The sequence below is a fragment of the Mycobacterium lacus genome (genome assembly GCF_010731535.1).
GTDB classification, from domain to species: Bacteria; Actinomycetota; Actinomycetes; order Mycobacteriales; family Mycobacteriaceae; genus Mycobacterium; species Mycobacterium lacus.
This window is the reverse complement of record NZ_AP022581.1, coordinates 1,708,202-1,732,087: the sequence shown is the minus strand read 5'-3', so window position 1 is coordinate 1,732,087 and position 23,886 is coordinate 1,708,202. Positions and strand designations below refer to the sequence as shown.

Below are 23,886 nucleotides of genomic sequence, written 5' to 3'. Positions count from 1 at the left end.
TGGCCTTCCCTACCGGCGGTGTCGGTCCCTGGCCTCCGGCTGCATGTCGCCTTCGACTGCTCCACGCAGCAACTATTGCATTCGACCGTACGGTCAGTCAATGTGTGAATTGCACCGCCTGAGCTTCACCACAGCCCGCCCCCGAGCCTCTCGGCGCTCCGCTTTATACGTGGTCATTACCACGCCTTTCGTGCATCTTTTGGGTGACGGCGCGCATTCATCGGTCGCGCAGCGACTTGAACGATGAGCGGCCTTCGAGCGAGAATATCGACTGTACGTACAGCCAGGGCTTCCTCGCGTTGCTTCAACGCCCGACGCCGCGGCGCACCGGCTACCGGGGTCGCCTATTTCTCGCCAACTGGCCGCGGCAACGGCGCGGTCAATCTTTCGAACTCGTCACCGCGTCAAGGCATTCACGCACCACCGAGATGACGTCCGCGGAAGGGTTCGCCCACTTGCTAAGCCCCAAGCGGTCGAGCAGCAGTCCACCGAGGAACACGTCGACAAACGCGGCCCCGACTTGTTCGGGTGTCCGGGAATCGGCGGGATCGAACCACACCCACATCCACTGAAGCGATCCCCACAGCTGCAGTGACGCCAGATCGACATCCACGCTCCGGAACACACCGCTCTCTACGCCTTTGCGGATCTCGTCAACCGTGAGCGTTTGCAATTGCTGCCGCAACTTACGCACTTGCCGCATCGCCGGGTCGTCGGACAACTGAACCACCTCGCGCTGGCTCGCCACCGTCGCGTTGCGGGCGATTACCTGTAGCAGCGTGGAGGCGTAAATGATTGCGGCGATGCGTTCGTGGGGCGCGGCCAGGCGATCCCATACCATCCGTAGCACATCGAGCTGGTGGGCCAGGTGGGTTTCTTCAAGCTCCCGCAACATCTGCGCTTTGGTTCCGAAGTGATGAACGATGGTGCCCTTAGACATGCCAAGCTCGTCGGCGATGTCGCCGATATTCGTTCTGTCGTACCCACGTTCGGCGACATAGCGGACAAACGCGTCGAGAATCTCGCTACGCCTGCCAGGCGATCTGGGCATCCCAACCCCTCGCATTAACTAACCGTACGGACGGTCTATCATAAACCTTCGCGACGTGATCGTCCCCTGCCTGGTGCGCCGCCCGCTGGACAGCCTGACACGGACGTCATTCTTATGCACAATCCCTGGACTTCAGTCGTGGTGTCCGGGCCACTTGTTTGCGTATCGAGGAAGTTCTGAAGTCCTTACCGCACGTCTCCGCGCGTATCGGTGAGCCCCCACCAGAAGCGACACGCCGAGTGCACCCGCGGACCCCTGGTCGGCAGATGACGCGGCTAAACGGCCTGCAGAGTATCGTCTACTTGCCCGGTGCCCGGTAGCTCACAGGCGCTGCAACGCCCTGCAGCCACTGAACCCATCCGGTGCAGTCACGACATACATGTTCGAACCAGGTGCTGACTTAATTTCACCGGCGCTGTACATGGTCATGAGTTCTCTGCCATCACTGTCGGCAACGCACACATAGGTGTCGGTCTCGGCGTCATAGTCGAAGCTGTCCCAGGCCAATACGAACGCTAAGCAGTTGCCGTCGCGGTCCGCGACGACAAGTTTGTGCACACCAGACTCCTTTAGTAATTCGGCATCCTGCGCGCGCTCCTGGGGGACCTGGCCATTGTGGACCGTTACGCTGTTCAACATCCGTGTACTCCCTTAGCGAGATTGTCTCCATCTGGTCCGGTGCGCTCAAATACTCCGAACGTACCGGACGTTACTCCTCGGATACCGCCCCAACCAGGGCATTACGGTTCCATCAAGAGCTCGAAAGCCGCTTAGCGCCGAGGCCTTCGTTCCCCGGGGCTCAGGGGGTGATCGGCATTTGAAGCTGCGACCACTTGACCCGCAGGAAATCGCGGTAACGAGCTTCCGCAAGTCACCAATCGGATCCACGCGGTCCGCGCAAATGACCCGGCCTGCCGTCGAGCTTCACGAAGCGCGTCTCTATGTCGGCACCAGTCGGGCCGAATGGGCCTGGCCGGCAAGCTTCCTATCGAAGGTCCACAATGGTTCGGCGTTCGACAATTCCGCGTATGTGGCCAGGCAGCAATCCTCGAACGACAGCTGCGGGTGAACGGTGAAAAACGCCAGTGCGCGCATGAGCATGTCACGGTTGCAATCGATCTGAGTCAACGACGTCAGGCCCTCGATGGCCTCGGCAGCCGCGGCGCGGCTGAATTCGTAGTGGCGGCACAGAGCGAAGACGACCTCGATGACGGCAACATCCGACACAACGAATGAAGCACCGGTACTTTCAACGAGTGCCACTGCCGCCGCGTGCTGCTTCGGAACATCGTTAAGCAGCAGGCGGAGCACGACGTTGGCGTCAAGTGAACCGCCAGATGTAGCCATCAGCCCTGCGACTCGCGCTGGGACTGGTAGAAGGCATCGACATCCAGCAGCGGGCGGGTGCCCGGCTTGATATGCCGGCTAACGCGTTCGCTCAACTCGTTGACACTCGGCGGTTTGGTGATGATGAGTTCCCCGGTGTCCTCGTTGAGATGCGCACGCAACACGCCCCCCGAGTCGGCTACACCGAGCCGGCGGCGAATGGCGACCGGAAGCGTCGTTTGTCCCTTCCTGGTCACGGTAATGGTTATGTCCATGTTCATTACTCTACCGTCCTTCATTACATATAGCCGATGTAATGGCGATAGCCCTGAACGCGCTGTCGACGGCTTGAACCGCTTGTTCGATGGTCATGCTCGGTGTCCGGCGAGCCATTTCGTCGTGGCAGCCCAGGACGTAGCGGTAACGCGTCTTCCCAGGTCGCCTGCGGTTTCCGTGGCCAGGGCCACGATGGGTGACTTTCATGGACGCGCAGGTCGTGCAGCATCGCGCATGACGTGTGGTCCCTTGGGTGGTCCCAGCGTGACCTCCCTCGACGACCTCCGGGAATCATCTCAGAGATTCCCCGACGATCCGCCTCCCATTGTCTCAAAAACCTTGACAGCTACCGGGGTGCGGTAGAAGTCGGATGTGGTGTTCTTGGCATGGCGATGGCGACACTTGCACTGTTTGACGCCGCGGCGGCGCGAACACTCGGATTCTCCTGAGGCGATGGTCAGAGCCTGTTGCGCTTGGTCGGGCTGACAGGATTTGAACCTGCGACCACTTGACCCCCAGTCAAGTGCGCTACCAAACTGCGCCACAGCCCGGTCGTGCTCAGTGTCACCGGCGAGTCCACCGGCGGCAGGTCGACAGCCTACCGCAGACGAACCAAAACCCCGCCACGGGCTCTAAAGCGGCCTGCGAGTCGGCCCGCCCGACCCGGACCCACAGCAACCACGAGTGCAACGTCCGCCCATTGGGCGGCGTCAACTCCGACGATAGGGTCAAGCGGTCACCGTCGGTGGTGTACATGATCAAGCCCTGCGCATCCTCACCGTGCGCCCCAACTAGCTTGTCGCGCAACGCTTCTGTCGTCTCAAGCCTTCGTGGTCTTGAACCAAGCGTTCACTTCGTGCGCCCATGCCAGCAAAGCCCGGGCGAGTTCGTCTTCGCGGCCGTAGAACCGCTGCGCCGGAACGGGCACGCTGACGGCGACCAACTCCGAGCTCACCCCCGGCAGCGCGACCCCGACGGCACAGATGCCTTCGGTCTGCTCCTCGCGGTCATAGGCGACACCCTCGGCCCGGATGCGCTCGAGCTCTTCGCGCAACGCCGCCCGGTCCGTGATGGTGCCAGGGGTGAGCGGCACCAGGCGACTGGGCAACGCGTGAGCATACTGCTCGGGCGATAGAGCCGCCAGCAGCGCTTTGCCGTTGGCGCAGCAGTACAACGGGAACGACTCCCCCACCGCGCTCGTGGCCCGGAGCCGGCGCGGCGGAACAACCTGGTCGACGAAATCCGCCCGATCGCCATCCAGGATCGACAGGTCCACCGTCTCATCCAGCCGCCGCGACAGCTCCATCAAGAAAGCGTGCATGTCAGTGACAACACCGAGTCGCACCGTGCTGGCCATACGCGCGATCTCCGGGCCGAGCCGATAGCGACCGCGAGGCCCGCGCGAGGCCACCAGCCCCTCGTCTTCCAAGGCGTTGAGAATCCGGCTCACCGTGGAGCGAGCCATCGTCAGACGTTCGCCAATCTCTGCCTGGCTCAGACCACCAGGGTGTGCCTGCAGCACCCGCAACAACTCACCGGCCCGAGCAATGACCTGGATGCCGCTGCCGCGATCTTCGGCGTTGACGCCCACCGGTGACCTCCTCTACTCAGGCGCCGCGCGGCAAACACAGCAGGGCTTCGGCTTCCTCGACCGAGGCGATCGGCAGGTCCAGGGCCTCGGCAAGGCGCATCGTGCGCTGCACCAGCGCCAAATTGCTCGGCGCCAGCTCACCCTTGCGCAAATAAAGCGTGTCCTCAAGCCCCACTCGGGCATTGCCGCCCAGGGCAAGTCCCATCGCCGTCAGCTCCACGTTGGCCCGCCCGATCGCGATGACTTGCCACACGGCTCCGGGAGGCAGCCGGCGCACCATCGTGAGCAGGTTATCGGCGGTGGCGGCCATGCCTCCGCGCACCCCGAGCACGATGCTGAACTGCAACGGCCTGGCCAGCAGGCCTTCCTCCCACAGCCGCAGGCAGGCCTCGAGGTGCCCGGTGTCATAGATTTCGAGTTCCGGCTTGACGCCCAGTTCACGCATTCGTCCCGCCAGGCGCCGCACGGCATCGGGCGGGTTGCGGAATTCGCCGGCGCCAAAGCTCATCGAGCACGGGTTGAGCGTGGCCATCCGCGGCCGCAGCTCGACCAGCTTTTCGCGCTCCTCGAAGGGCACCGTCAGACCGACCCCGGTGGACATCTGGACCAGGATCGGGCACCGCTCGCCGATAAGATCCATCGCCCGGCGAGCGATGTTCAAATCGGCTGTGGGCCGCTCGTTTTCGTCACGCAGGTGGATGTGTGCCACCGCCGCTCCGGCGTGATAGGCGTGCTCGACCGCGGTCGCGATTTCCTCCGGAGAGGTCGGCAACGCTGGGTTGTCGGCCTTGGTCGCGATGGGTCCGGTGGGGGCGACGGTGATGACGACGCTCATGCTGCGGCCCCCGTCTCGATGCGGTAGGTGCCGGTGGGGTCGAGGATCGCCACCAGCCGCACGATGCACCCGTCGCCGCCCACCCAGCGCCACGGGAACGCCGCGAAGGTGACGCGCCTGCCGGTGACCTTGTCCAGGTCGCCGCCGACGTTCTCCAAGCCGTAGATGCCCCTGGACAGGATCGCCCGGTGGCAGGGCTCCCAGTCCGGGAAGTCGTCGCGTACCTTGCGACCGGTCTCCTCCTCGTATTCGCTTACCGCCCAAGGCAATAGGCCGCCGAGGTGTTCGGCGGGACCGTGCGGACCGATCGACGTGGCGAGCGGGTGATCCAGGGCCTGGGTGTCGGTGCCGACCGCCTTGATGCCGTTGGTTGCGAACCACTCGCCGGCCTCTTTGCCGAAGCCCGGGGAGTAGGCGTAATACTCGGCGCTGTCGGTGTATTTGTGGTGCCACCCGGTGTTGACGATGACGATGTCCCCGGGCCGGATCCCGGGTGTGGCTTTTTCCAGATCCTCGGGGGTGACGACCTCCCACTTGTTCTTCGGGATTGAGACGACGACCCCGGTGCCGAAGAAAGCACTCAGCGGGATCTCCTCCAGAAACGGCGTGCCTTCGACCACGTGCGCCGGCGCGTCGATGTGCGTGCCGGAATGCATTACGGTGGTGATCTTTTGGGTGAGGACTCGGCTCTTGGCCATGCCGTGCAGGCGCTCGATTTTCACATCCTCGAAGTACGGCCAGGCGGGCACACCGTGTCCCCACGGGTGCGACAGGTCGTAGAACTCCAACTTCGATTCGCCGTTGCCGAGCGGCCAAGTGAAACTCATGGCTATGTCTCCCTTATGTTTTCAAGCTGCGCGGTGATGTGTTCGGCAAGCCGCGCGGCGGTGGCCTCGCGGGCCCCGGCGGGCCAGTCGAGGAAGCCGTGACCGGTGCGGGCCCCGAGTCGTCCGTCGGCGACCAGCTCGCGCAGCAGTGGGCTAGGGTGCGGGTCGCGGTTGAGGCTCGGAATTACCGCTTCGTGGATGGCAAGGGTGAGGTCCAGGCCGATGTAGTCGGCGTTTTCCAACGGACCCAGTGTGGCCAGCCGCAGTCCAATCGTGTTGCGTACCACCAGGTCCACCGTCGCCGCGTCGCACACGCCCTCGGCGACAAGCGCGATCGCTTCGCGCCACAGGGCGTGCTGCAGCCGGTTGCCGATGAAGCCCGGGGCGTCGCGCCCGACGCGGACCGGCAGCTTGCCGGCGTGGGTCAGCAGCGCCACGACGCGGTCCGTCGTGTCCGGGGCGGTCCTTTCGCTGGGCACCACCTCGACGACCGGGATGAGATCCGGCGGGTTCCAGAAGTGTGTCCCGATGACCCGGCCGCGGTCGCCGACCCGCTCGGTGACGGCACCGATCGGCAGAACGGAGGTGTTGGTCGCCAGCACGGCGTTGGGAACGAGCCGAGCCATCCGTTCGAAGAGTTCCTGCTTGGCGGCGAGGTCTTCGATGATGGCCTCGATCACCAGGTCTGCGTCCTCTACCGCCACAGCCAAGTCGGCGACGGCGGTCACCGAGCCGCGGTCCGCACCGGTCACCTGTTCGGCCTCTGCCGTTGCTGCGTCGAGGATTTCGACGTTGGTGTCGGTGATGACGACGTCGAGGCCCGCCGCGGCCAGGACGCCGGCGATGCGGCGGCCCATGAGGCCGGCGCCGACGACGGCGGCGCGGGAGAAACCGCCCGGGGTCAGCATGCCGTGTAACCCCCGTCCAGATACATCACCTGGCCGGTGTAGAAACTCGACGCGTCGCTGAGCAGATAGATCAGTGCGCCGACGAAATCCTCCGGTTCGGCGAAGCGGCGCAACGGGATCCGGGCGAACATCGCCTCGCGGGTCTTGCGCCCCCGCTCGTCGTCGGCGTACATCCATTCGGTCAACTCGGACCGGAAGACGGTTGGGGCAACCGCGTTTACGCGGATTCCTTGCGCGCCCCACTCGGCCGCCAAGGTCTTGGCCAGCAGGTGGGTGCCGCCTTTCGACGGGCAGTAGGCGCTGTAGCCGGCGGGGTGACCGAGCGCGCCTCGAACCGAGGAGACCAGCACGACGCTGCCTCCCGCACCCCGCTTGAGCAGCACCCGCCCGGCCGCCTGGCACACCAGCCAAGCACCGCGCACGTTGGCGTCCATCACCGCGTCGAAGTGCTCGACGTCCATCTCGGTGATTGGCTGCACGTGGTTCATGCCCGAGGCCACCAGCACCCCGTCGAGACGTCCGTGGCGGGCGACCGCCGCCTCGACCATGGCCCGCGCGTCGGCCGGCGTTTCGGGCCTGCGCGTGACCACCGCGGCGTCTTCGATACCCGCGTCTTCGACCAGCTCGGCCAGGCCCGCAGCGTTACCGCCGGCCAGGGTCAGCCGGGCGCCCGCGTCGGCGAGTGCCCGGGCCGCAACGCCGCCGAGCGCACCGGTGGCGCCGGTGATCAGTATCGATTTGCCCTGCACGCTGAACCGCGTCAAGCCATGGTTCGGTGCTCGTTGTGTGGTCGTCACCAGCGTGCCACTTTTTTCCTGCAATACGGTTATTTCAGCCTGCACAGTAGGAAAATCTAGCCGCACCCGGCGATCAAAGTCAACGATGAAATCCTGTGATATAGCTTTTTTTGCTCGCATCGTGGGACACACTGCCCGTCCCGGGTGCGCAACCGATGGGCCGCGGCGGCGGACTGTTGTTCGGCAACGACGGCCCGGCCGGGTAGCCATTCAGCCCGCACACTCAGCGGCGCCTGGCGCCCCGCTTCTCGCGCACCCGCACGTTGATGCGGATCGGGCTGCCCTCGAAGCCGAACGCCTCGCGCAGCCGTCGTTCCAGGAACCGGCGGTAGCCGGCCTCCAGAAAACCCGTCGTGAACAGCACGAACGTCGGCGGCCGGGCCGTCGCCTGGGTGGCGAACAGGACGCGCGGCTGCTTGCCACCGCGCACCGGAGGCGGCGTGGCCGCCACCACTTCTTTGAGCCAGCTGTTCAGCGGTCCGGTCGCGATCCTCGTGTCCCACGACGCCAGCGCGCTCTCCAGCGCGGGCACCAGCTTCTGCACCGCGCGGCCCGTCTTGGCGGAGATGTTGACCCGCTGCGCCCAACGCACCTGCACCAGCTCGCGGTCGATCTCGCGCTCCAGCAGATCGCGACGGTCCTCGTCGACCAGATCCCACTTATTGAAGGCCAGCACCAGCGCCCGCCCGGCCTCGATGACCATGGACAGCACCCGCAGATCCTGTTCGGTCAGCGGCTGCGACGCATCGATGAGCACGATCGCCACCTCGGCGGCATCGATGGCCCCGTGCGTGCGCACCGAGGCGTAGAACTCATGCCCGCTGGCCTGACCGACTTTGCGGCGCAAGCCCGCGGTGTCGACGAACCGCCAAACCTTGCCGCCCAATTCGATCAGGGAGTCCACCGGGTCGACCGTCGTGCCCGCGACCTCGTGAACCACCGACCGCTGATCACCGGCCAGCTTGTTCAGTAAGGAACTCTTGCCCACGTTAGGTTTGCCGACGAGCGCGACCCGGCGGGGGCCGCCCGTGCCCGATGCCGACTCCCCCACCATGGGCAGCGCGGCAAGCACCTCATCGAGCAGATCGGCCACGCCGCGCCCGTGCATCGCGCTGATCGGATGCGGCTCACCTAGCCCCAGCGACCATAACGCCGCCGCGTCGGCTTCGCCCTTCTCGCTGTCAACCTTGTTGGCGGCCAGGAAGACTGGCTTACCGGATCGCAACAAGATGCGCGCGGCGGCCTCGTCGGCCGTGGTGGCGCCAACAATGGCGTCCACCACCAGGATCACCGCGTCGGCGGTGCGCATGGCCACCGACGCCTGCTCGGCCACCAGCTGCTGCAGGCCCTCAGCGTCGGGCTCCCACCCCCCGGTGTCCTGGACCACGAACCGGCGTCCAGCCCACAACGCGTCGTAGGAGACCCGGTCGCGTGTCACGCCGGGAACGTCCTGCACCACCGCCTCCCGTCGGCCCAGGATCCGGTTGACCAGCGTCGACTTGCCGACGTTGGGCCGACCGACTATCGCCACCACCGGCGCCGGCCCTGATTCCTCCGTCTCGGAATCGACGAGTTCCCAGTCGCTTTCGTCGGTCCAGGTCCCCTCCTGGGTCACGAGCGCCGCTCTCCCCCGCACGCGGGTGGTGCCCCCACCTCATCGCTTCGCTCTGCATTGTCGCCGGCGCGGGTCACGACACGACCTCGCTTCGCTGCCTCACCAAGTCCAGCAGGTGGGCGACCACCTCGGCCTCGGTCATGTCGCTGGTGTCGACGACGATCGCATCCGGGGCCGCCCGAAGTGGCGACACCGCCCGCGTGGAATCCAGATGGTCACGGCGTCGCACGTCGGCCAGCACGGCGTCGTAGTCGTCGGCCAGGCCCGACGCGACGTTCTGGTCGTTGCGACGCTGCGCACGGGTTTCGGCGGATGCGGTCAAGAAGATCTTCACCGGCGCGTCGGGCAATACCACGGTCCCGATGTCGCGACCCTCCACCACGACGCTGCCCGGGCCGACTGCCATGGCTCGCTGCAGGTCGACGAGCCGGGCGCGCACCGCGGGAACCGACGACACCGCCGAGACCGCCTGGGTAACCTCATCACCGCGGATCTCGGATGAAACATCCTCTCCGGCAAGGTAACAGCTGCTCGCGTCGGGGTCGTAACCCACCGACATCCGCACCCTCGATGCGACCGCCGCGACGGCCTGGGCGTCTGTCGGATCAACCCCGGCGCGCAACACCGCCAGCGTCACGATCCGGTACATCGCCCCGGTGTCCAGGAAGCGCGCCCCCAGAGCATGTGCCAATCCCCTTGAGACAGAGGACTTTCCGGTGCCTGCCGGGCCGTCTATGGCGACGACAATGCCTCCGCTCACACCCCGATGATTCGCTTCACTCCCGTCACTAACTGGAGTCGGATCGTTCGTCTCGTTCCCGTCACTCACTACGCTCGTTCCGCTCACAGGCCCACCGCTTTGTACAGCTGCCCGATCTCGTCCTGGCGCAAAGCACGGATGCTGCCCGGACGCTGCTTACCCAGCGACACCGCGCCGATGTCGGTACGCACCAGCGCCTCCACCGGGAAGCCCGCGGCCGCCAGCAGCCGACGCACGATGCGATTGCGGCCTTCGTGCAAGGTGATCCGCACCAACGTCTTACCGGGGATCGCGTCCACCACCGCGAAATCGTCGACGTGCGCCGGCCCGTCGTCGAGCTCGATGCCCGACCGCAGCTTCTTGCCGAGCCCGCGCGGCACCGTCCCGGTGACCGTCGCCACATACGTCTTGGGCACTTGGTGGGAGGGATGCATCAACCGGTGCGCCAGTTCGCCGTCGTTGGTCAACAGGATCAGCCCCTCGGTGTCGGCATCCAGCCGCCCGACGTGAAACAGCTTCTTGTTGCCGCGGACCCGTCTCTCGATCACGTCGCCGATACACGGCCTGCCGCGATCGTCCGACATGGTCGAGTGCATACCGCGCGGCTTGTTCAGCGCCAGATACACCAGCGAGCCGTCGACAACCACCCTGGCCCCGTCCACGCGGATCACCGAAACATCCGGGTCGACCCGGGTGCCCAACTCGGTCACCATCCGCCCGTCCACTTCCACGCGGCCGTCGATGATCAGCTTCTCGGCGGCCCGCCTCGACGCAATCCCGGCCTGCGACAACACCTTCTGCAGCCGGATGCCTCGGTCTTCAATATCGACCATCAATCCTGGTCCACGTCGAACGATAGCGTCTGGTCGGGCGGCTGGCCGCCGCCCAGTTTGATGAATCGCGGCTCACTGTCCAGGGATTCGGTCAAGTCCTCGATCGTGTCGACGTCGGGCAGCAGGGGCGCGATATCGGGCAAGTCGGCCAGTGAGGTCAGCCCCAACCGCTCCAGAAACAACTCGGTGGTGGCGAACGTGACAGCGCCAGTGTCGGGATCGGAGCCCACCTCGGTGATCAGGCCGCGCGCCAACAGAGTGCGCATGACGGCGTCCACGTTGACACCGCGAACCGCACTCACCCGCGCGCGCGTCACCGGCTGGCGGTAGGCCACCACGGCCAGGGTCTCCAGCGCGGCCCGGGTGAGCTTGGATCTCGCGCCGTCCAGCAGCAGCTTCTCCACGTAGGGCGCGAACCGGGCACGGGTGTACAGCCGCCAGCCCTCGCCGGTATGACGCAGGTCGATGCCGCTGTCGCGTTCGGTGAGCTCGTCGGCCATCAGCCGCAACTTGGCGGCGACCCGATAAACGGGTTGCTCAGTGGCCGCGGCCAGGGCCTCGGCGGTCACCGGAGTGTCCACCACCAGCAGCAGCGCCTCCAGCACCCTGCCAAGTTCGTCAGGATCCATCTCCGCGGGCTCGGCGATGTCCGGGATGCCACCGCCCAGATCGAGGTCGGGCATTTCCTCGGTCACAAGCGCCGCTCCTCCTCATCGCTCCCCACCGCATCGCCGGCGCGGCTCGGCCGCTCCCCCGTCCACGAAACGTGGAGCACGCCAAGGGGCTCTAGCTGCTCGAATGCTACCGCCCGCGATCGATACAGTTCGAGCAGCGCGAGGAAGCGCCCGACGATCTCGATCGGCGCCTGACAGTCGGCGACCAGCTCGGAAAATGATGCCCACTGGCCACTGCCCCGCGCTTCCAGCATGGTCAGCAGCAGCTTGGCCTGCTCGGGGACCGAGACCTGCAGCTCATGCAGATGCCCGGTGGCTACCGTCGGCACCGGCCGCGGGGTGAACGCTATCGCTGCGATCTCGGCGAACCGGTCGGCGTCGACGCCCAACATCACCTCAGGCAGCAGACCGGCGAATCGGTCTTCTAGTGACACCGCGCGCGGATAGCTGCGCAACGCGTTGGCTTCGAGCTCGGCGAACATCTCCGCGACGTGCTTGAATGCACGGTATTGCAGCAGGCGGGCGAACAGCAGGTCCCGCACCTCCAGCAGGGCCAAATCCTCATCGTCGTCGACCTGTCCGGCGGGTAACAGCCGAGCCGCTTTCAGGTCGAGCAAGGTGGCCGCGATGACCAGGAACGCCGTGGTCTCCTCCAGACCCAGCTGGGAACCGATCGCCTTGGTATAGGCCACAAAATCGTCGGTGACCTGGTGCAGCGCGACCTCGGTGACGTCGAGGCGGTGCGCGAAGATCAGCTGCAGCAGCAGATCGAACGGCCCCTCGAAGTTGGTCAGCCGGACCTGAAAGCCCTCGCCATGCGCGCGGCGGCCGTTCACACGCCGAATCGGTCGATGAACTCGCGGGCCAACGATCGGTAGGCCAGGGCACCCCCCGACTTCGGGGCCCAGGTTGTGATGGGTTCGCCGGCGACGCTGGTCTCCGGGAAGCGGACCGTGCGGGTGATCACGGTGTCGAACACTAGATCACCGAACCGCTCCACCACACGGGCCATCACCTCGCGCGAGTTGATGGTCCGCGGGTCGTAGCGGGTGATCAGGATTCCGCTGATCTCCAGCTTCGGGTTGAGCCGGTCGCGCACCTTGTCGACGGTGTCGGTGAGCAGCGCCAGGCCACGCAGCGAGAAAAACTCACACTCGGTGGGGATCACCACGCCGTCCGCGCAGGCCAGCCCGTTGACGGTGAGCAGACCCAGCGATGGCTGGCAGTCGATAAGCACAAAGTCGTAGCGGTCCAACACCGGGTACAGCGCGCGGGCCAGGGTCTGCTCCCGGCCCACCTCGTTGACCAGCTGGATCTCGGCGGCCGACAGGTCGATGTTGCTGGGCACCAAATCCATGTGCTTGATCCGGGTGTGGATCAGCACATCGTCGATCGACACCCGCGGCTCCACCAGCACGTTGTGGATCGTCTTGTCCAGCTCATAGTGCGGCACACCCAGGCCCGCCGACAGGGCACCCTGCGGGTCCATATCCACCAGCAGCACCCGCCGGCCATACTCGGCGAGCGCGGCGCCCAGGTTGATCGTCGACGTGGTTTTCCCGACGCCACCCTTCTGGTTGCACATCGCGACCACCTTGGCCGGGCCGTGCGAGGTGCGCGGCGGGGGCTCGGGGATGGCCCGCGGCGGCCGCCCGGTCAGGCCGATCTCGCTGACGTGGTCCGGGTCGTCGGTCATGCCTGGCGGCGGCTTGTGGTGACGCGCATCTGGGTGGACATCGCAGGAAAGTCTAACGGCTAGGCGCGCCTGCGCAGGGAGACCCGCGGGCAAATCAAGCAGCTATTGCGCGGTCGAGCCGGGCAGCGTCGGTCCGCCATCGCAGCGCCCCGCGATCATCTCTTGACCCAGTCTCGCTAGCCGATGTCTTGGCCGCCGCTCGGCTTCGGCAAGAGCGGCGAGGCGAATCTCACGAAGCACGGATCCTGTGTGTGATGCTGTCTCGCATGGACCGTACGGGCGCAGACCAACCCGACCAGCTCGATGCGCGGCTGCTGCGGATCGCGGGCGTCTGTGTCCTGGGTTCGCTGATGGCGATCGTCGATACCACGGTCGTCACCGTCGCGCAACGCACATTCGTCACCGCGTTCGACTCAACCCAGGCCGTCATCGCCTGGACGATGACGGGCTACACCTTGGCCCTGGCCGCCGTGATCCCATTGGCGGGTTGGGCGGCCGACCGGTTCGGCACCAAACGACTCTTCATGGGCTCGCTTGCGGCATTCACGCTGGGCTCGCTGCTGTGCGCCATGGCGCCAACTATCAATCTGCTCATCACATTTCGGGTGGTGCAGGGCCTGGGCGGGGGCATGCTGATGCCGCTGGTCCTCACCATCTTGACCCGCGAGGCAGGTCCGAAGCGGCTCGGCCGGGTGCTGGCCATTCTGGGCGTCCCGATGTTGCTCGGCCCGGTGTTCGGGCCGGTCCTGGGCGGCTGGCTTATCGACAGCTACGGCTGGGAATGGATCTTCTGGATCAATCTGCCAATCGGCCTGATCGCGTTCGTCCTCGCCGCCGTCGTCTTCCCACCCGATCATTCGACGCCGTCGGAAACCTTCGACCTCCTCGGCATGCTGCTGCTCTCCCCCGGCTTGGCGACCTTCCTGTACGCGGTGTCGGTCATCCCCGGCCGCGGCACGGCGGCTGATCGCCACGTGTGGATCCCGGCCTTCCTCGGGCTGGTGTTGATCGTCGGGTTCGTCTTTCACGCGCTCTACCGCGCCGATCACCCGCTGATCGATCTGCGCCTGTTCACCAACCGGATGGTCACGCTGGCCAACACGGCGATGTTTCTGTTCGCCGCATCCTTTTTCGGCGCCGGGCTGCTGTTCCCGAGCTATTTTCAGGAGCTGTTGCACCAGACGCCGTTGGGGGCCGGGATGAGCATGATCCCGCGAGGAATCGGCGCCATGGTGACCATGCCGCTGGCCGGATCGTTGATGGACAAGCGCGGACCCGGCAAGATCCTGCTGGTCGGCATCACGCTGATCGCCACCGGCATGGGCATTTTCGCCCTCGGGGTCGCCAAGCAGGCCAACTATGTGCCGACCCTGTTGGTCGGGTTAACGGTCATGGGCCTGGGCATGGGCGCCACGATGACGCCGCTCTCGGCGGCCGCCGTGCAGGCCCTGGCCCCGCATCAGATTGCGCGGGGTTCGACGCTGGTCAACGTCAACCAGCAGGTGGCCGCCTCGGTGGGAACCGCGCTGATGTCGGTGATCCTGACGGGCCAGTTCAATCGCAGCGAAAACGTTTCCGCGGCACACGAGATCGAGCGCTTGCGTGCAGACGCCGCCCGACGCGCGGTGCCGGTTGACCCGTCGACGATGCCACCGCAAGCCCTGAACGCTGACTTCAAAGGCAATGTGCTGCACGATCTTTCACATGCCTACACGGTGGTGTTCGTGGTGTCGGTCGTGCTGGTGGCGCTGACCTTCATCCCCGTGGTCTTCTTGCCGAACCGGCCGGGGGACCAGCCGCGTGGCCGTCACAACACTTCTTGATAGGTGCCGCCCTCAACGGCGGGCGCCGCTTGCCGTGGAATCGCCAACCTCTCGCGAAGCTCTGCCACTGGTACCTCGGTGTAGAGTCGCCAGTCCCAACTTCCAAATGTGAGGTCGGCGTTGCATTCGAGGCCGCGTCGAAAAGCATCCATATAGCCAGCAGGATCCAGTTTTGCGATGGTCGTTTGCGACCGAAAGTCAATCTTGATGCCGGCCTGAAACTGCAACAGCACCAGCAGCAGGGGTGCAAATGGATTTCGAGCCTTGTATCCGGCCGTGAACGCTCCGGCAAGGATCTCACCGGCGGGCTCCGTCGAATACGCCGACAAGATATGCGCCACGTCATGCCCAACAATGAACTCCCCCGTAGTGCCTTTCTCGCCGGGGAACCTCAGGTTGTTCCGAACATAGTGCGCCCAGAGTTCGCGTCCGAGTGACCCCGGTTCGAGGAGGCCCAGCTTGTGATAGGACGCGGCAAGCACGGGGTCGGTCGAAAACCCGAGATACCCGGACATGTTGTCCCAAAAGCCTTTCAGAACCTGAATACGAGAGGTGCCGTGGCTGCTCATGAGCTTTGCCCTGATTCGCATCGCGCCGATGAATTCGCGTCCGCGAGCAATGTCGAGCAGGTCATCTAGGAACCTGTCGTAACAACCCAGCGCCCTAGCGATGCTGCGGCTCGCCTCGACCCTCGACAGCCGAACTTTCCCGCGCGCGAAGATCGCCGCAGTCATCAGGAACAACACGCAGCGTTTAGCAACGTCGGATTCGAGCCTGACCGACATTTCGTCGGCCGGTCGCTCGGCAAGCTTTCGCCAGTCGATGTCGTCATCGGCAAGATACACGCATGCAGCTTCCAGGAGCCTCTCATCTGCCGCTGAGAGTCCATCGGACGCGGCAACATTCGCCATTGCAGCAATGCTGGTTTGGAAGTCACGTTTCGTTGGCAGCATTGGGGCCTTCTCCTTGAGTGCTCGGCCGGACGACAACACTATCTTCGAGGCGCGTGCGCATCGAGGACAAGATCGCGCACGGCGGTGACGGGCATGGGCGCCGACGAGTCGGACAACAGGTCCGGCGACGACGTGATGACGAGCGGGGTGTCGGCCTCAGAGTCCGGCAGTCGCCCGTGTGTCCCCCCGACGGACGCGCCGTTGAGGGCGATGACCCCCATGGTGTACCGCAGACCCAGCGCCTTCTTTACCAGGGCCGCAGCGACTTTGGCTTTGACCGCCCGATCGTCGGGGTTCATCAGCAATTCGGCGGGGTCATACCCGGGCTTGCGGTGGATGTCTACGCACGGCGCGAACTCCGGGGCGCGGTCGTCGTCGAGCCAGTAGTAGTAGGTGAACCAGGCGCCCGGCTCGGCGATCGCCACCAACTCTCCGGATCGCGGGTGATCGATGGCCAGCGTTTGCTGCTTCTTCCGGTCGAGCACCTCGTCGACACCGTCCAGGCCGCGAACCAGGTTGGCGACCCGGGCGAGATCCGAGTCGTCGCGCACGTAGATGTGGGCTGCTTGATGGTCGGCGACGGCGAACGCTCGAGATGTCCACGGGTCCAGGTACTCCCGGCCCTGCTGGGTGTAGACGTTCAGGTAGCCTTCGCGGCGCAGTTCGCGGTTGATGTTCACCGGAAGGTTCGCCCCCGCTATCCCGTACTCGGAGACGACGATGACCGTTGTTCCCTGCTGCGCGGCCAAGCCGAGCAAGGGAGCCAGCGCCCGGTCCACGGCTCCGGCCGCCGTGATCGCCTGCGGCGCATCCGGGCCATAGCGCTGAAGGTCGTAGTCCAGGTGCGGGATGTACGTGGTGAGCAGCGTGGGCGAATAGCGTCGGATTATCTCTATCGACGCCTCGACGAGCCAGCGCGACGACGTGATCGACGCGGTTGGCCCCCAGTACTGGAACAACGGAAACGTGCCCAGTTTGTCGGTCAAGATGTCATGCAGAGCCGATGGGACGACGTAGCAGTCCGGCGATTTGCGTCCATCTTGGTGATACACCGGCCGCGGCGTGACGATCACGTCGTTGCTCGCGTTCATCGCGTACCACCATCCGACGTTCGCCGACGTGTATCCGTCGAACCGACCGGCGGCCGTCTCCCACACCTTCTCGCCCGCCACCAGCTTGTTGCTCTGGCGCCACAGCAGCACTTCCCCGAGGTCACGGAAATACCAACCGTTGCCGACGATTCCGTGCCGGTTGGGCATCAGGCCGGTCACCATCGACGACTGCACCGAACACGTAACCGCCGGAAATACGGGGGCAAGCGGCCTCATGGCGCCTTGCGCAGCGAGCGCCGAAAGATTCGGCATATGCCGTAGCAGAGGCCGGGTTAGTCCAACGACGTCAATCAGCAGAACACATTGCGTCATGAGCGCCGCTCTCCCCCGCAAAGCGGGAGGTGCCCCCACCTCATCGCTTCGTCCCCCGCAAGCGGGAGGTGCCCCCACCGCAGCGTCGTCGGCGCGGCGTCATGCCGGATCCCGCACACATACGAGTTCGTCGAGCCAGCGAATCTCGGCCGCGATGTCCTCGGCCAGGCTGCCCATGCGCAGCGACGGCGGCAGGACATTCCAGGTGTAGGTTTCGATTTCGACATCGACCGGGCCCGCGATCGTCCCGTCGCGCAGCAGACCCATGACTTCGGCGAGGACGTGCGCGGTGTTGTCCAACGGGGCGGGCGGCCGGGCGTGCAGCGGCACGTGGTAGTGCACCCGTGCGCTGCCCGACCTGGGTGTGGACGGGTCGTCCAGGGATAGATCGTCTCGGAACCACTCGTGACCGTCCGCGTCGACACCGTTGACCTGATGCAGGTAGGGGGAGTCGGCGAACTCGGCGAACGCTTCGGCGACACCCGCGGCGGCAAGGTCATGGATCTCAATAGCGTTGGAGGCCTGTATCTTGACCACCTCGACCCCGCTCTCGGCCAGCCCGGCCACGACGTCGGCAGGGGTCTCGTACATCACCGCCAGATGACAGGTATCCAGGCACAGAGCGATATAGCGCGGATCCACGTCATTCTCGCCGACCGCCCGCGCGAACCACCCCATTGCGTCGCGACAGGATCCGATAACGCAGCCGGGTTCAGGCTCGACGGCCAGCCTGATCCGATGCCCCGACTCGTCCTCGATGCGGCGCAGAACATCGCCCAGCCTGCACAGGTTGTGGCATGCCTTGACGTTGACCTCGTCGTCCCACGGATCGGCCCAGCCCAGCGGTAGCGTCGAGATCGTGCCGTGCGAGGCGTCGGCCATCAGCGAGCCGAGAACCTCGGCGCACCCTTTCGTGTATTCCAGTCGCTCCGGCGTTGTCCAATCCGGTTGGTAGACAGCGTGCTTCACCAGCTCACCGTGGAAGGCTCCGTAAGGAAACGCGTTCATGGTCACCACCGCGAGCCCGTTGTCCGCCAGCATCCCGGCCAGTCGGCCGCGGGCTCGCCGATCGCCGGTCAGCTGACCCACGGTGCGACCCGGCAACCACAGCCCGATTCCGAGTCGCTCGAGCCCGGCGCGTTCGCGCGCCGGAGCGAAGACCGACAGCACGTGGCGCTCCAGCACGTCCAGATTGTCGGCGGCAACGACGTTGCTGCAGTACGACAACATCAAGGTCTTTCCCCGCGGTTGATCGTGTTACCCGCGAACGCCGCGTCCTGATCATCGCTGAGCAGGCGAAGCTGTCCGCTTTGGCCGTAGAACTCGACCGGATTGCGCCACATCACCCGATCGACGTCGTCTTCGGTGAACGAGGCCGCCAGCATTGCCTGTGCGGTCTTGGCCGTCTTGAGCGGATCCGATCGACCCCAATCGGCGGCCGAGTTGACGATTATCCGCTCGAGGCCGTAGCGCTGCATCAAGGCGACCATGCGTCCCTCGTCCATCTTGGTGTCCGGGTAGATCGAAAAGCCTGCCCAGCAACCACTTTCCAGTGCGGGCTCTATGGTCACCTCGTTCAGGTGGTCCAGCAGTACCAGAGCCGGATCGATTCCTACCCGCTTGACCACCTCGATGCTGGCCAGCGTTCCGCCGAGCTTGTCGCGATGGGGCGTGTGAACCAGGGCGGGCATCCCACGCTTGGCTGCCATCTCCAACTGCGTCTCGAACACCGCGGTTTCGTCGGATGTCATCGAGTCGTAGCCGATCTCGCCGACGGCGACCACACCGCTCTTAGAGAGGTAGCGCGGTATCTGCTCGAGCACCGGGCGGCAACGACTATCATTGGCTTCCTTCGGATTTAGTGCGATGGTGCAATTGTGCGCGATGCCGAACTGTGACGCGCGATATCGTTCCCAGCCGATGAGGCTGTCGAAGTAGTCGATAAACGACGCCGCGTCGGTGCGGGGCTGTCCGAGCCAGAACGCCGGTTCCACGATTGCCCGCACACCCGCCGCGTACATGTTCTCGTAGTCATCGGTGGTACGAGAGGTCATGTGAATGTGTGGGTCAAATATCCTCACGATGGGCCTCCGTTGTGTTGGCGGTCAGCAACCTCTCGACATCGGCGGGCACCGAGCGCCCGGCCGCTCGGCGTTCGCTGATGTAATCCGTTGCCATGCGCGCCAGTTCGGCATCGACGCGAGTGGGCAGGCCAGGCACCTCGCGCAACGGAACGCCCATGAACACCAGCTTCATCACGCCGTCGCGCCAGGCGTGCTGAGAAAGGAAGCGGGTGCCGAACCCGGCGAGCGCGGCGGTGACCAGCCGTGGATCGTTGCTCCGCAGAGCGTCCTCGGCCAGGCCGACTCCCGTTGCCGTCGTAGTGGAGCCGAGCTCGCCGCGCAGCGCCGCGACCTCCAATCCGCGCAGCACGGCCAGGCGTTCGTCGGTGTCGCCCCACCGATAGAGCTTTTCGACGAGCGCGCAGGCCGCCTCGTCGCCGATTGCGGCGAGCAAGACGGTGAACAGTTTCTCACGAGCCAACATGATCGCATCGCCGGATCCTCCGACCCCACGTGCCGCCCCGGGAAACAGCTCCACGATCTTGTCCGGCGAGCGACCGATCTCCTGTGCGGCCGTGTCGAGCCATGATCTGGCCGCAAGCGGCAACCGGGCCACCTTGATCGCCCACATGCTTCGGCGCAGCACGTTCGGCGCGTCGTGCGAGTGGCGCGGCAGCTCGACCGAGGCGATGCCGCCAAACTCGATGCTACGCAGGGCATCCATCACGGCACCCAGGTCGAGATCGCCCTGGCCGAACTCGAGATGGTCGTGCTTGTGCGGCGTCATGTCGTCGAGGTGCACGTTGACGAGCTTGTCGCCCACCTCGGCGATCGCCGTGTCAGCGCCACTCGGTTCGGTCATCACGCAGTGACCGACGTCCAACGTGACGCCGAGCCGCGGCGGGTCACCGAGTGCCCGGCATACGTCGCGCACCTGCTGCACGGTCTCGACGAACATGCCAGGTTCCGGCTCGAATCCCAGTGTCACCGCCTTGCGCTCGGCGTAATCGACCACCCGCGCGAGCCTGCTCAGCAGCAGGCCGCGGGTGGCGTCCGGGTCGCCGTGGGTGACGGCGTAGCCCGACCACAGCGAGACGCAGGTGGCCCCGAGGTCGGCGGCGATATCGATTGCGCGCCGCAGGAATTCGACGCGGGGTTCGCCGTCGACGTCGACCAGTGACGGTTTGTGCTTGTGACGTGGATCCAGGAGATAGCGCGCTCCTGTTTCGATGGCCACCTTCAATCCATGCGTGTCCAGCAATGCCCGCAGTGCGCCGAGCTGAGAACCGAGATCGGCATCGAAGGGCCGCACGTGGGGATGGCCGATGGTCAACGCGACGGCGGTATACCCCTCGTCGGCGATCAACGCCAGCGCATCGGCCAGCTGATGATCCGCCAAACTGTTCGTGTTGTAGCCAATGTCCATCAGGTCACCTCGGTGGGTTTCGGCGCAGAAACTTTGAGGCGCAAGCCGATTGCCAGTCCGCCCAGCGCGAGCATGGCGCCAGGGCTGGGCGATCGGGCGGCCAGCATCGCCTGGACGCCGATCGTCGCCGCGATGCCGTTGCGCACCGCACCCCGGATCACCTCCGCGGTGGGACGCTGCCACGCCTTCCACAGGCCGGGGCCAAACGACCACAGGTACACGGCCGCCGCCGGCGCGGCGCGATACCACGGTCTAGCGGTGGCCAATCCCGCTGTGGCGACCCCACCCGCCACGCCCGCGACGGTCGCCGGCAGGCCGCGCTGTGCGCCGCTGACTTCGCGTCGGGACAACAGGGTGATGGCGGTGGTGTGCACGCCGATCACCGACGCCGGCACCAACGCGGGGCGATGGCCCGGACCGGCGCCGAGCATGACGTCGAGAAACCGGCAACCCGCCATGACCACCGGTCCGGCAGCGGTGTCCTTGGCGACCAGGTCATAGGCGGCAACGCACAACGTGATCCGGCCTGCGGCGGCCAAGCCGTGGCGCCCCCCAACCGCGGTCGCGGTCGCGATACCGGCCGCGGCCAAGCCCGCGGCGAGCGACAGCGCGGAGTCGGGCGACACTCGTCCGGAAGGAATGGGCCGCTCGGGGCGTTCGATCGCGTCACGCTCGCGGTCGGCATAGTCGTTGAGCACCATGCCGCTGCAATACAACAGGGCCGATGCCAGCGGCAGCGCCAGACGCCATCCCGTTAACGGACGCCCCGACCAGATGGCGCCCACGGCACTATCGCCGAGAACCGTGAGCGCTGCCGGCGCCCTCATCAACTCGAGGCAGTCGCTAACCTTCACAAGCCGGCGGGCGACGACGTCGAAAAAGAATTAGCCCACCGCAGCAACGCATCGTATTGCGCCGCCAGCGAATGCGTTGAGCAACCCCACGGTTCCTTGAAGAAGAAGCCCAGCTCGCCGACGACGCCGCGGGCGCCGCGACCGCGGGCCATCGCCAAGAGACGCGCGACGTCGAGAACCAGTGGCGCGGCCAACGAGGAATCCGGTGCGGACCAAATGGTTTGCAGCGTGATCTGGCCGCCGAGAAATCCGGTGGCATGGATGTGATCCCAGGCAACCTTGGTTTCCCCGAGGTCCGGGACGTAGTCGATGTGCAGCGGGGCGGTGACAGCTCCGCCGAGCATCTGCTGGATGCCCCGCTGCTTGCTGGCAAGCTTGGACTGCACGGCGACCGGATCGGCCAGCGTGGCGCCGTCGCCGCCGCCCAGCAGGTTGGTCCCGGCCCACGAGTGGACGTGCATCGCGCGTGCGGCGAACATGGGGGCCAACACGGTTCGCAACAACGTTTGACCGGTCTTGGCGTCCTGGCCGGCGTAGAGGATACCCGCGTCGTCGGCCAACGTCCGCAGCGCGGGCAGGCCCAGGGTGGGAGACGGGGTGAAGCAGGCGTAGGCGGCGCCGTTGCGGATTGCGGCAAGGGCGGTCAGTGCGCTCGCCGGCAGCACGATGCGGTCCTTCTCGGCCAGCGCCGGCATCAGCAGATCGGGGTCTTGGTACTCCGGCAGGTCCACTGCCGGTGGCTGGGTGGACGCCACGTCGATGACGACGAACACGTCAAGTGACTGCCGCGATACGAACCCGGCCATCGCATCGCTAAGCCGGTCGACCAGTTCTGCCTGGGTGCGGGCACCGGCGGCTGCCGGGTCCGCGGTTGCCATGCACGACGGGCCGACGATCCGCTCATCGGTGGCCGCGAGTCGGTCGGACACGGCGGCGACCACCCGCGGCGGCAACAGCCCGGCCTCGACGAGCGCTTCCGCGCGCTTGACCAACGGAATGGTTGAGATGTCGCGCCCGGCCACCGCGAAATCGGCAAACTTCGGCAGGGGCGCGTCGGTAAAGTCCGCGGTCGCCGTCACGCAACCGGTGTCGGGGATCAGGCCCGCGCTGAGTGCGTAGAGGCCCACGATCGAGGTGGTTGCCACCGAACCCCGGGCGCCGGTAAGCCAAAGTCCGCACCGCGTCATGCGCTCACCCCGGATGTGGTGTCCTGGCGGTGCATTCGGCGGTCCTCGCGGGTTAATTCGGGATATCGATCTAGCATTACTGAGCAAAATGCTAACAGCTGTCAAGGCCACGCCTACCAGCTAAAGTGGTCCCTGATGAGCCTCAAACAACGCCTGACGCCGTTGCGGTGGTCCGTTTTGCGGATGGGACTCGGGATTCGCTCCTACCTCAACACCGGCCAGTTCGGCGACGGACGCGAAGGAGCGGCCGTCGACTACGTGCTCGAGAACGCGCGGGCCGGCGACATCGACGACGTGCTGGCCACCATCGACACGTTCGCCTACGACAAGTCGATACTGATCAACGTCGGCGACGAGAAAGGCGAACTGCTCGACGCCGCGGTGCGCCGCGCCGACCCGGCGGTGGCGCTGGAGTTGGGCACCTACGTCGGATACGGCGCGATGCGCATCGCCCGGGCCGCACCGAACGCCAAGGTGTACTCCGTTGAGCTCTCCGAAGCCAACGCCGCAAACGCCCGGCGGATCTGGGCGCACGCCGGCGTGGCCGACCGGGTGACCTGTGTGGTCGGCACCATCGGCGACGGCGGGCGCACCCTGGACGCATTGGAGGCCGAGCACGGATTCGCCTCTGGCATCGCCGATTTCGTGTTCATCGATCACGAGAAGACGGCGTACCTGGCCGACCTGCTGAGCATCCTGGACCGCGGCTGGCTACACCCGGGCTCGATCGTGGTGGCCGACAATGTCAAGTTTCCCGGCGCACCGAAGTACCGCGCATACATGCGCCAGCAGCAGGGCAAGCTCTGGAACACCGTCGAGCACAAGACACATCTCGAATACCAGTCGCTGGTGTCCGATCTGGTGCTGGAGTCCGAATACCTGGGTTAGCGCCGGCATGCGGCGCGGTGTCGCCACAGCAGAATCCTGAACCTCATCTGCACCACTTTCGCGTGACACGCGGCGCGGT

24 protein-coding genes and 1 tRNA gene are annotated in these 23,886 nt (G+C 65.7%); 2 read left to right on the top strand and 23 right to left on the bottom strand.

Annotated features, from left to right (window positions below):
• Window positions 1-379 precede the first annotated feature (379 nt).
• The 16 genes from G6N24_RS07930 to G6N24_RS07855 form a co-directional block, all read right to left on the bottom strand.
• A complete protein-coding gene (locus G6N24_RS07930; RefSeq protein WP_085160288.1) occupies window positions 380-1,051 on the bottom strand; it encodes a TetR/AcrR family transcriptional regulator in 672 nt (223 codons plus the stop codon).
• A gap of 321 nt (window positions 1,052-1,372) precedes the next feature.
• Window positions 1,373-1,690, bottom strand: coding sequence for a hypothetical protein (locus G6N24_RS07925; protein ID WP_139822386.1), 318 nt, complete (start codon window positions 1,688-1,690; stop codon window positions 1,373-1,375).
• A gap of 300 nt (window positions 1,691-1,990) precedes the next feature.
• Window positions 1,991-2,362, bottom strand: coding sequence for a PIN domain-containing protein (locus tag G6N24_RS07920; protein ID WP_163745453.1), 372 nt, complete (start codon window positions 2,360-2,362; stop codon window positions 1,991-1,993).
• Window positions 2,363-2,397: 35 nt separating this feature from the next.
• Complete coding sequence (locus tag G6N24_RS07915; RefSeq protein ID WP_139822385.1) at window positions 2,398-2,652, bottom strand: AbrB/MazE/SpoVT family DNA-binding domain-containing protein; 255 nt, start codon at window positions 2,650-2,652, stop codon at window positions 2,398-2,400.
• A gap of 475 nt (window positions 2,653-3,127) precedes the next feature.
• Window positions 3,128-3,204, bottom strand: a tRNA-Pro gene (locus tag G6N24_RS07910).
• A 269-nt stretch (window positions 3,205-3,473) separates the two neighbouring features.
• The gene (locus G6N24_RS07905) at window positions 3,474-4,244 is read right to left on the bottom strand and encodes an IclR family transcriptional regulator (RefSeq protein ID WP_085160279.1); all 771 of its coding nucleotides are present in this window, start codon (window positions 4,242-4,244) and stop codon (window positions 3,474-3,476) included.
• A 16-nt stretch (window positions 4,245-4,260) separates the two neighbouring features.
• Window positions 4,261-5,079 (bottom strand): BKACE family enzyme, encoded by an 819-nt coding sequence (locus G6N24_RS07900; RefSeq protein ID WP_085160277.1) that lies wholly within the window; start codon window positions 5,077-5,079, stop codon window positions 4,261-4,263.
• Window positions 5,076-5,906, bottom strand: a complete 831-nt coding sequence (locus tag G6N24_RS07895) for a cyclase family protein (protein WP_085160275.1) — start codon at window positions 5,904-5,906, stop codon at window positions 5,076-5,078. The genes G6N24_RS07900 and G6N24_RS07895 overlap by 4 nt, the downstream gene beginning before the upstream one ends.
• A gap of 2 nt (window positions 5,907-5,908) precedes the next feature.
• Window positions 5,909-6,814 carry a 3-hydroxyacyl-CoA dehydrogenase family protein gene (locus G6N24_RS07890; RefSeq protein WP_085160272.1) on the bottom strand — a complete coding sequence of 302 codons (906 nt, stop codon included), beginning with the start codon at window positions 6,812-6,814 and terminating at the stop codon, window positions 5,909-5,911.
• Window positions 6,808-7,611, bottom strand: a complete 804-nt coding sequence (locus G6N24_RS07885) for an SDR family NAD(P)-dependent oxidoreductase (RefSeq protein ID WP_232070718.1) — start codon at window positions 7,609-7,611, stop codon at window positions 6,808-6,810. The genes G6N24_RS07890 and G6N24_RS07885 overlap by 7 nt, the downstream gene beginning before the upstream one ends.
• Window positions 7,612-7,834: 223 nt before the next feature.
• Window positions 7,835-9,226 (bottom strand): ribosome biogenesis GTPase Der, encoded by a 1,392-nt coding sequence (der, locus tag G6N24_RS07880; protein WP_085160268.1) that lies wholly within the window; start codon window positions 9,224-9,226, stop codon window positions 7,835-7,837.
• 73 nt (window positions 9,227-9,299) lie between these two features.
• Window positions 9,300-9,986 (bottom strand): (d)CMP kinase, encoded by a 687-nt coding sequence (cmk, locus tag G6N24_RS07875; RefSeq protein ID WP_085160266.1) that lies wholly within the window; start codon window positions 9,984-9,986, stop codon window positions 9,300-9,302.
• An 83-nt stretch (window positions 9,987-10,069) separates the two neighbouring features.
• Window positions 10,070-10,819, bottom strand: a complete 750-nt coding sequence (locus G6N24_RS07870) for a pseudouridine synthase (RefSeq protein WP_085160264.1) — start codon at window positions 10,817-10,819, stop codon at window positions 10,070-10,072.
• A complete protein-coding gene (gene scpB / locus G6N24_RS07865) occupies window positions 10,819-11,514 on the bottom strand; it encodes an SMC-Scp complex subunit ScpB (RefSeq protein ID WP_085160262.1) in 696 nt (231 codons plus the stop codon). The genes G6N24_RS07870 and scpB overlap by 1 nt, the downstream gene beginning before the upstream one ends.
• Window positions 11,511-12,365 carry a segregation/condensation protein A gene (locus G6N24_RS07860; RefSeq protein WP_139822384.1) on the bottom strand — a complete coding sequence of 285 codons (855 nt, stop codon included), beginning with the start codon at window positions 12,363-12,365 and terminating at the stop codon, window positions 11,511-11,513. The genes scpB and G6N24_RS07860 overlap by 4 nt, the downstream gene beginning before the upstream one ends.
• Window positions 12,326-13,189: a ParA family protein gene (locus G6N24_RS07855; RefSeq protein WP_085160258.1), complete on the bottom strand. Its 864-nt coding sequence runs from the start codon at window positions 13,187-13,189 to the stop codon at window positions 12,326-12,328. The genes G6N24_RS07860 and G6N24_RS07855 overlap by 40 nt, the downstream gene beginning before the upstream one ends.
• A 266-nt stretch (window positions 13,190-13,455) precedes the next feature.
• Between G6N24_RS07855 and G6N24_RS07850 the strand changes: the two genes are divergently transcribed.
• Window positions 13,456-15,012, top strand: a complete 1,557-nt coding sequence (locus G6N24_RS07850) for a DHA2 family efflux MFS transporter permease subunit (RefSeq protein WP_085160256.1) — start codon at window positions 13,456-13,458, stop codon at window positions 15,010-15,012.
• Here the strand turns inward: G6N24_RS07850 and G6N24_RS07845 are convergent.
• The 7 genes from G6N24_RS07845 to G6N24_RS07815 all read right to left on the bottom strand — a co-directional run bounded on the left by G6N24_RS07845 (window position 14,997) and on the right by G6N24_RS07815 (window position 22,919).
• Complete coding sequence (locus tag G6N24_RS07845; protein WP_085160338.1) at window positions 14,997-15,965, bottom strand: hypothetical protein; 969 nt, start codon at window positions 15,963-15,965, stop codon at window positions 14,997-14,999. The two genes, G6N24_RS07850 and G6N24_RS07845, sit on opposite strands and share 16 nt — an antisense overlap.
• A gap of 38 nt (window positions 15,966-16,003) precedes the next feature.
• Entirely contained in the window at window positions 16,004-17,329 is a 1,326-nt protein-coding gene (locus G6N24_RS07840) for a nucleotide pyrophosphatase/phosphodiesterase family protein (RefSeq protein ID WP_232070716.1), read from the bottom strand.
• Between the two features lie 159 nt (window positions 17,330-17,488).
• A complete protein-coding gene (gene eboE, locus G6N24_RS07835; RefSeq protein ID WP_085160252.1) occupies window positions 17,489-18,619 on the bottom strand; it encodes a metabolite traffic protein EboE in 1,131 nt (376 codons plus the stop codon).
• On the bottom strand, window positions 18,619-19,470 hold the full coding sequence (locus tag G6N24_RS07830) for a TatD family hydrolase (RefSeq protein ID WP_085160250.1): 852 nt from the start codon (window positions 19,468-19,470) through the stop codon (window positions 18,619-18,621). Before G6N24_RS07830 ends, eboE begins: the two co-directional genes overlap by 1 nt.
• Entirely contained in the window at window positions 19,457-20,878 is a 1,422-nt protein-coding gene (locus tag G6N24_RS07825; protein ID WP_085160248.1) for a TIM barrel protein, read from the bottom strand. The genes G6N24_RS07830 and G6N24_RS07825 overlap by 14 nt, the downstream gene beginning before the upstream one ends.
• Entirely contained in the window at window positions 20,878-21,705 is an 828-nt protein-coding gene (locus tag G6N24_RS07820) for an SCO3242 family prenyltransferase (RefSeq protein WP_085160336.1), read from the bottom strand. The genes G6N24_RS07825 and G6N24_RS07820 overlap by 1 nt, the downstream gene beginning before the upstream one ends.
• A gap of 23 nt (window positions 21,706-21,728) precedes the next feature.
• Window positions 21,729-22,919: an inositol-3-phosphate synthase gene (locus G6N24_RS07815; protein WP_085160246.1), complete on the bottom strand. Its 1,191-nt coding sequence runs from the start codon at window positions 22,917-22,919 to the stop codon at window positions 21,729-21,731.
• Window positions 22,920-23,054: 135 nt separating this feature from the next.
• Between G6N24_RS07815 and G6N24_RS07810 the strand changes: the two genes are divergently transcribed.
• Window positions 23,055-23,807: an O-methyltransferase gene (locus G6N24_RS07810; RefSeq protein ID WP_085160244.1), complete on the top strand. Its 753-nt coding sequence runs from the start codon at window positions 23,055-23,057 to the stop codon at window positions 23,805-23,807.
• Window positions 23,808-23,886 lie beyond the last annotated feature (79 nt).

Coding starts and splice junctions, on each gene's coding strand:
- G6N24_RS07930 (WP_085160288.1), bottom strand. CDS start 1,051: ATGCCCAGATCGCCTGGCAGGCGTAGCGAGATTCTCGACGCGTTTGTC.
- G6N24_RS07810 (WP_085160244.1), top strand. CDS start 23,055: ATGAGCCTCAAACAACGCCTGACGCCGTTGCGGTGGTCCGTTTTGCGG.
- G6N24_RS07890 (WP_085160272.1), bottom strand. CDS start 6,814: ATGCTGACCCCGGGCGGTTTCTCCCGCGCCGCCGTCGTCGGCGCCGGC.
- G6N24_RS07850 (WP_085160256.1), top strand. CDS start 13,456: ATGGACCGTACGGGCGCAGACCAACCCGACCAGCTCGATGCGCGGCTG.
- G6N24_RS07840 (WP_232070716.1), bottom strand. CDS start 17,329: ATGCCGAATCTTTCGGCGCTCGCTGCGCAAGGCGCCATGAGGCCGCTT.
- G6N24_RS07900 (WP_085160277.1), bottom strand. CDS start 5,079: ATGAGCGTCGTCATCACCGTCGCCCCCACCGGACCCATCGCGACCAAG.
- G6N24_RS07845 (WP_085160338.1), bottom strand. CDS start 15,965: ATGCTGCCAACGAAACGTGACTTCCAAACCAGCATTGCTGCAATGGCG.
- G6N24_RS07915 (WP_139822385.1), bottom strand. CDS start 2,652: ATGGACATAACCATTACCGTGACCAGGAAGGGACAAACGACGCTTCCG.
- G6N24_RS07925 (WP_139822386.1), bottom strand. CDS start 1,690: ATGTTGAACAGCGTAACGGTCCACAATGGCCAGGTCCCCCAGGAGCGC.
- G6N24_RS07870 (WP_085160264.1), bottom strand. CDS start 10,819: ATGGTCGATATTGAAGACCGAGGCATCCGGCTGCAGAAGGTGTTGTCG.
- G6N24_RS07895 (WP_085160275.1), bottom strand. CDS start 5,906: ATGAGTTTCACTTGGCCGCTCGGCAACGGCGAATCGAAGTTGGAGTTC.
- G6N24_RS07855 (WP_085160258.1), bottom strand. CDS start 13,189: ATGACCGACGACCCGGACCACGTCAGCGAGATCGGCCTGACCGGGCGG.
- G6N24_RS07815 (WP_085160246.1), bottom strand. CDS start 22,919: ATGACGCGGTGCGGACTTTGGCTTACCGGCGCCCGGGGTTCGGTGGCA.
- G6N24_RS07825 (WP_085160248.1), bottom strand. CDS start 20,878: ATGGACATTGGCTACAACACGAACAGTTTGGCGGATCATCAGCTGGCC.
- G6N24_RS07820 (WP_085160336.1), bottom strand. CDS start 21,705: ATGAGGGCGCCGGCAGCGCTCACGGTTCTCGGCGATAGTGCCGTGGGC.
- eboE (WP_085160252.1), bottom strand. CDS start 18,619: ATGTTGTCGTACTGCAGCAACGTCGTTGCCGCCGACAATCTGGACGTG.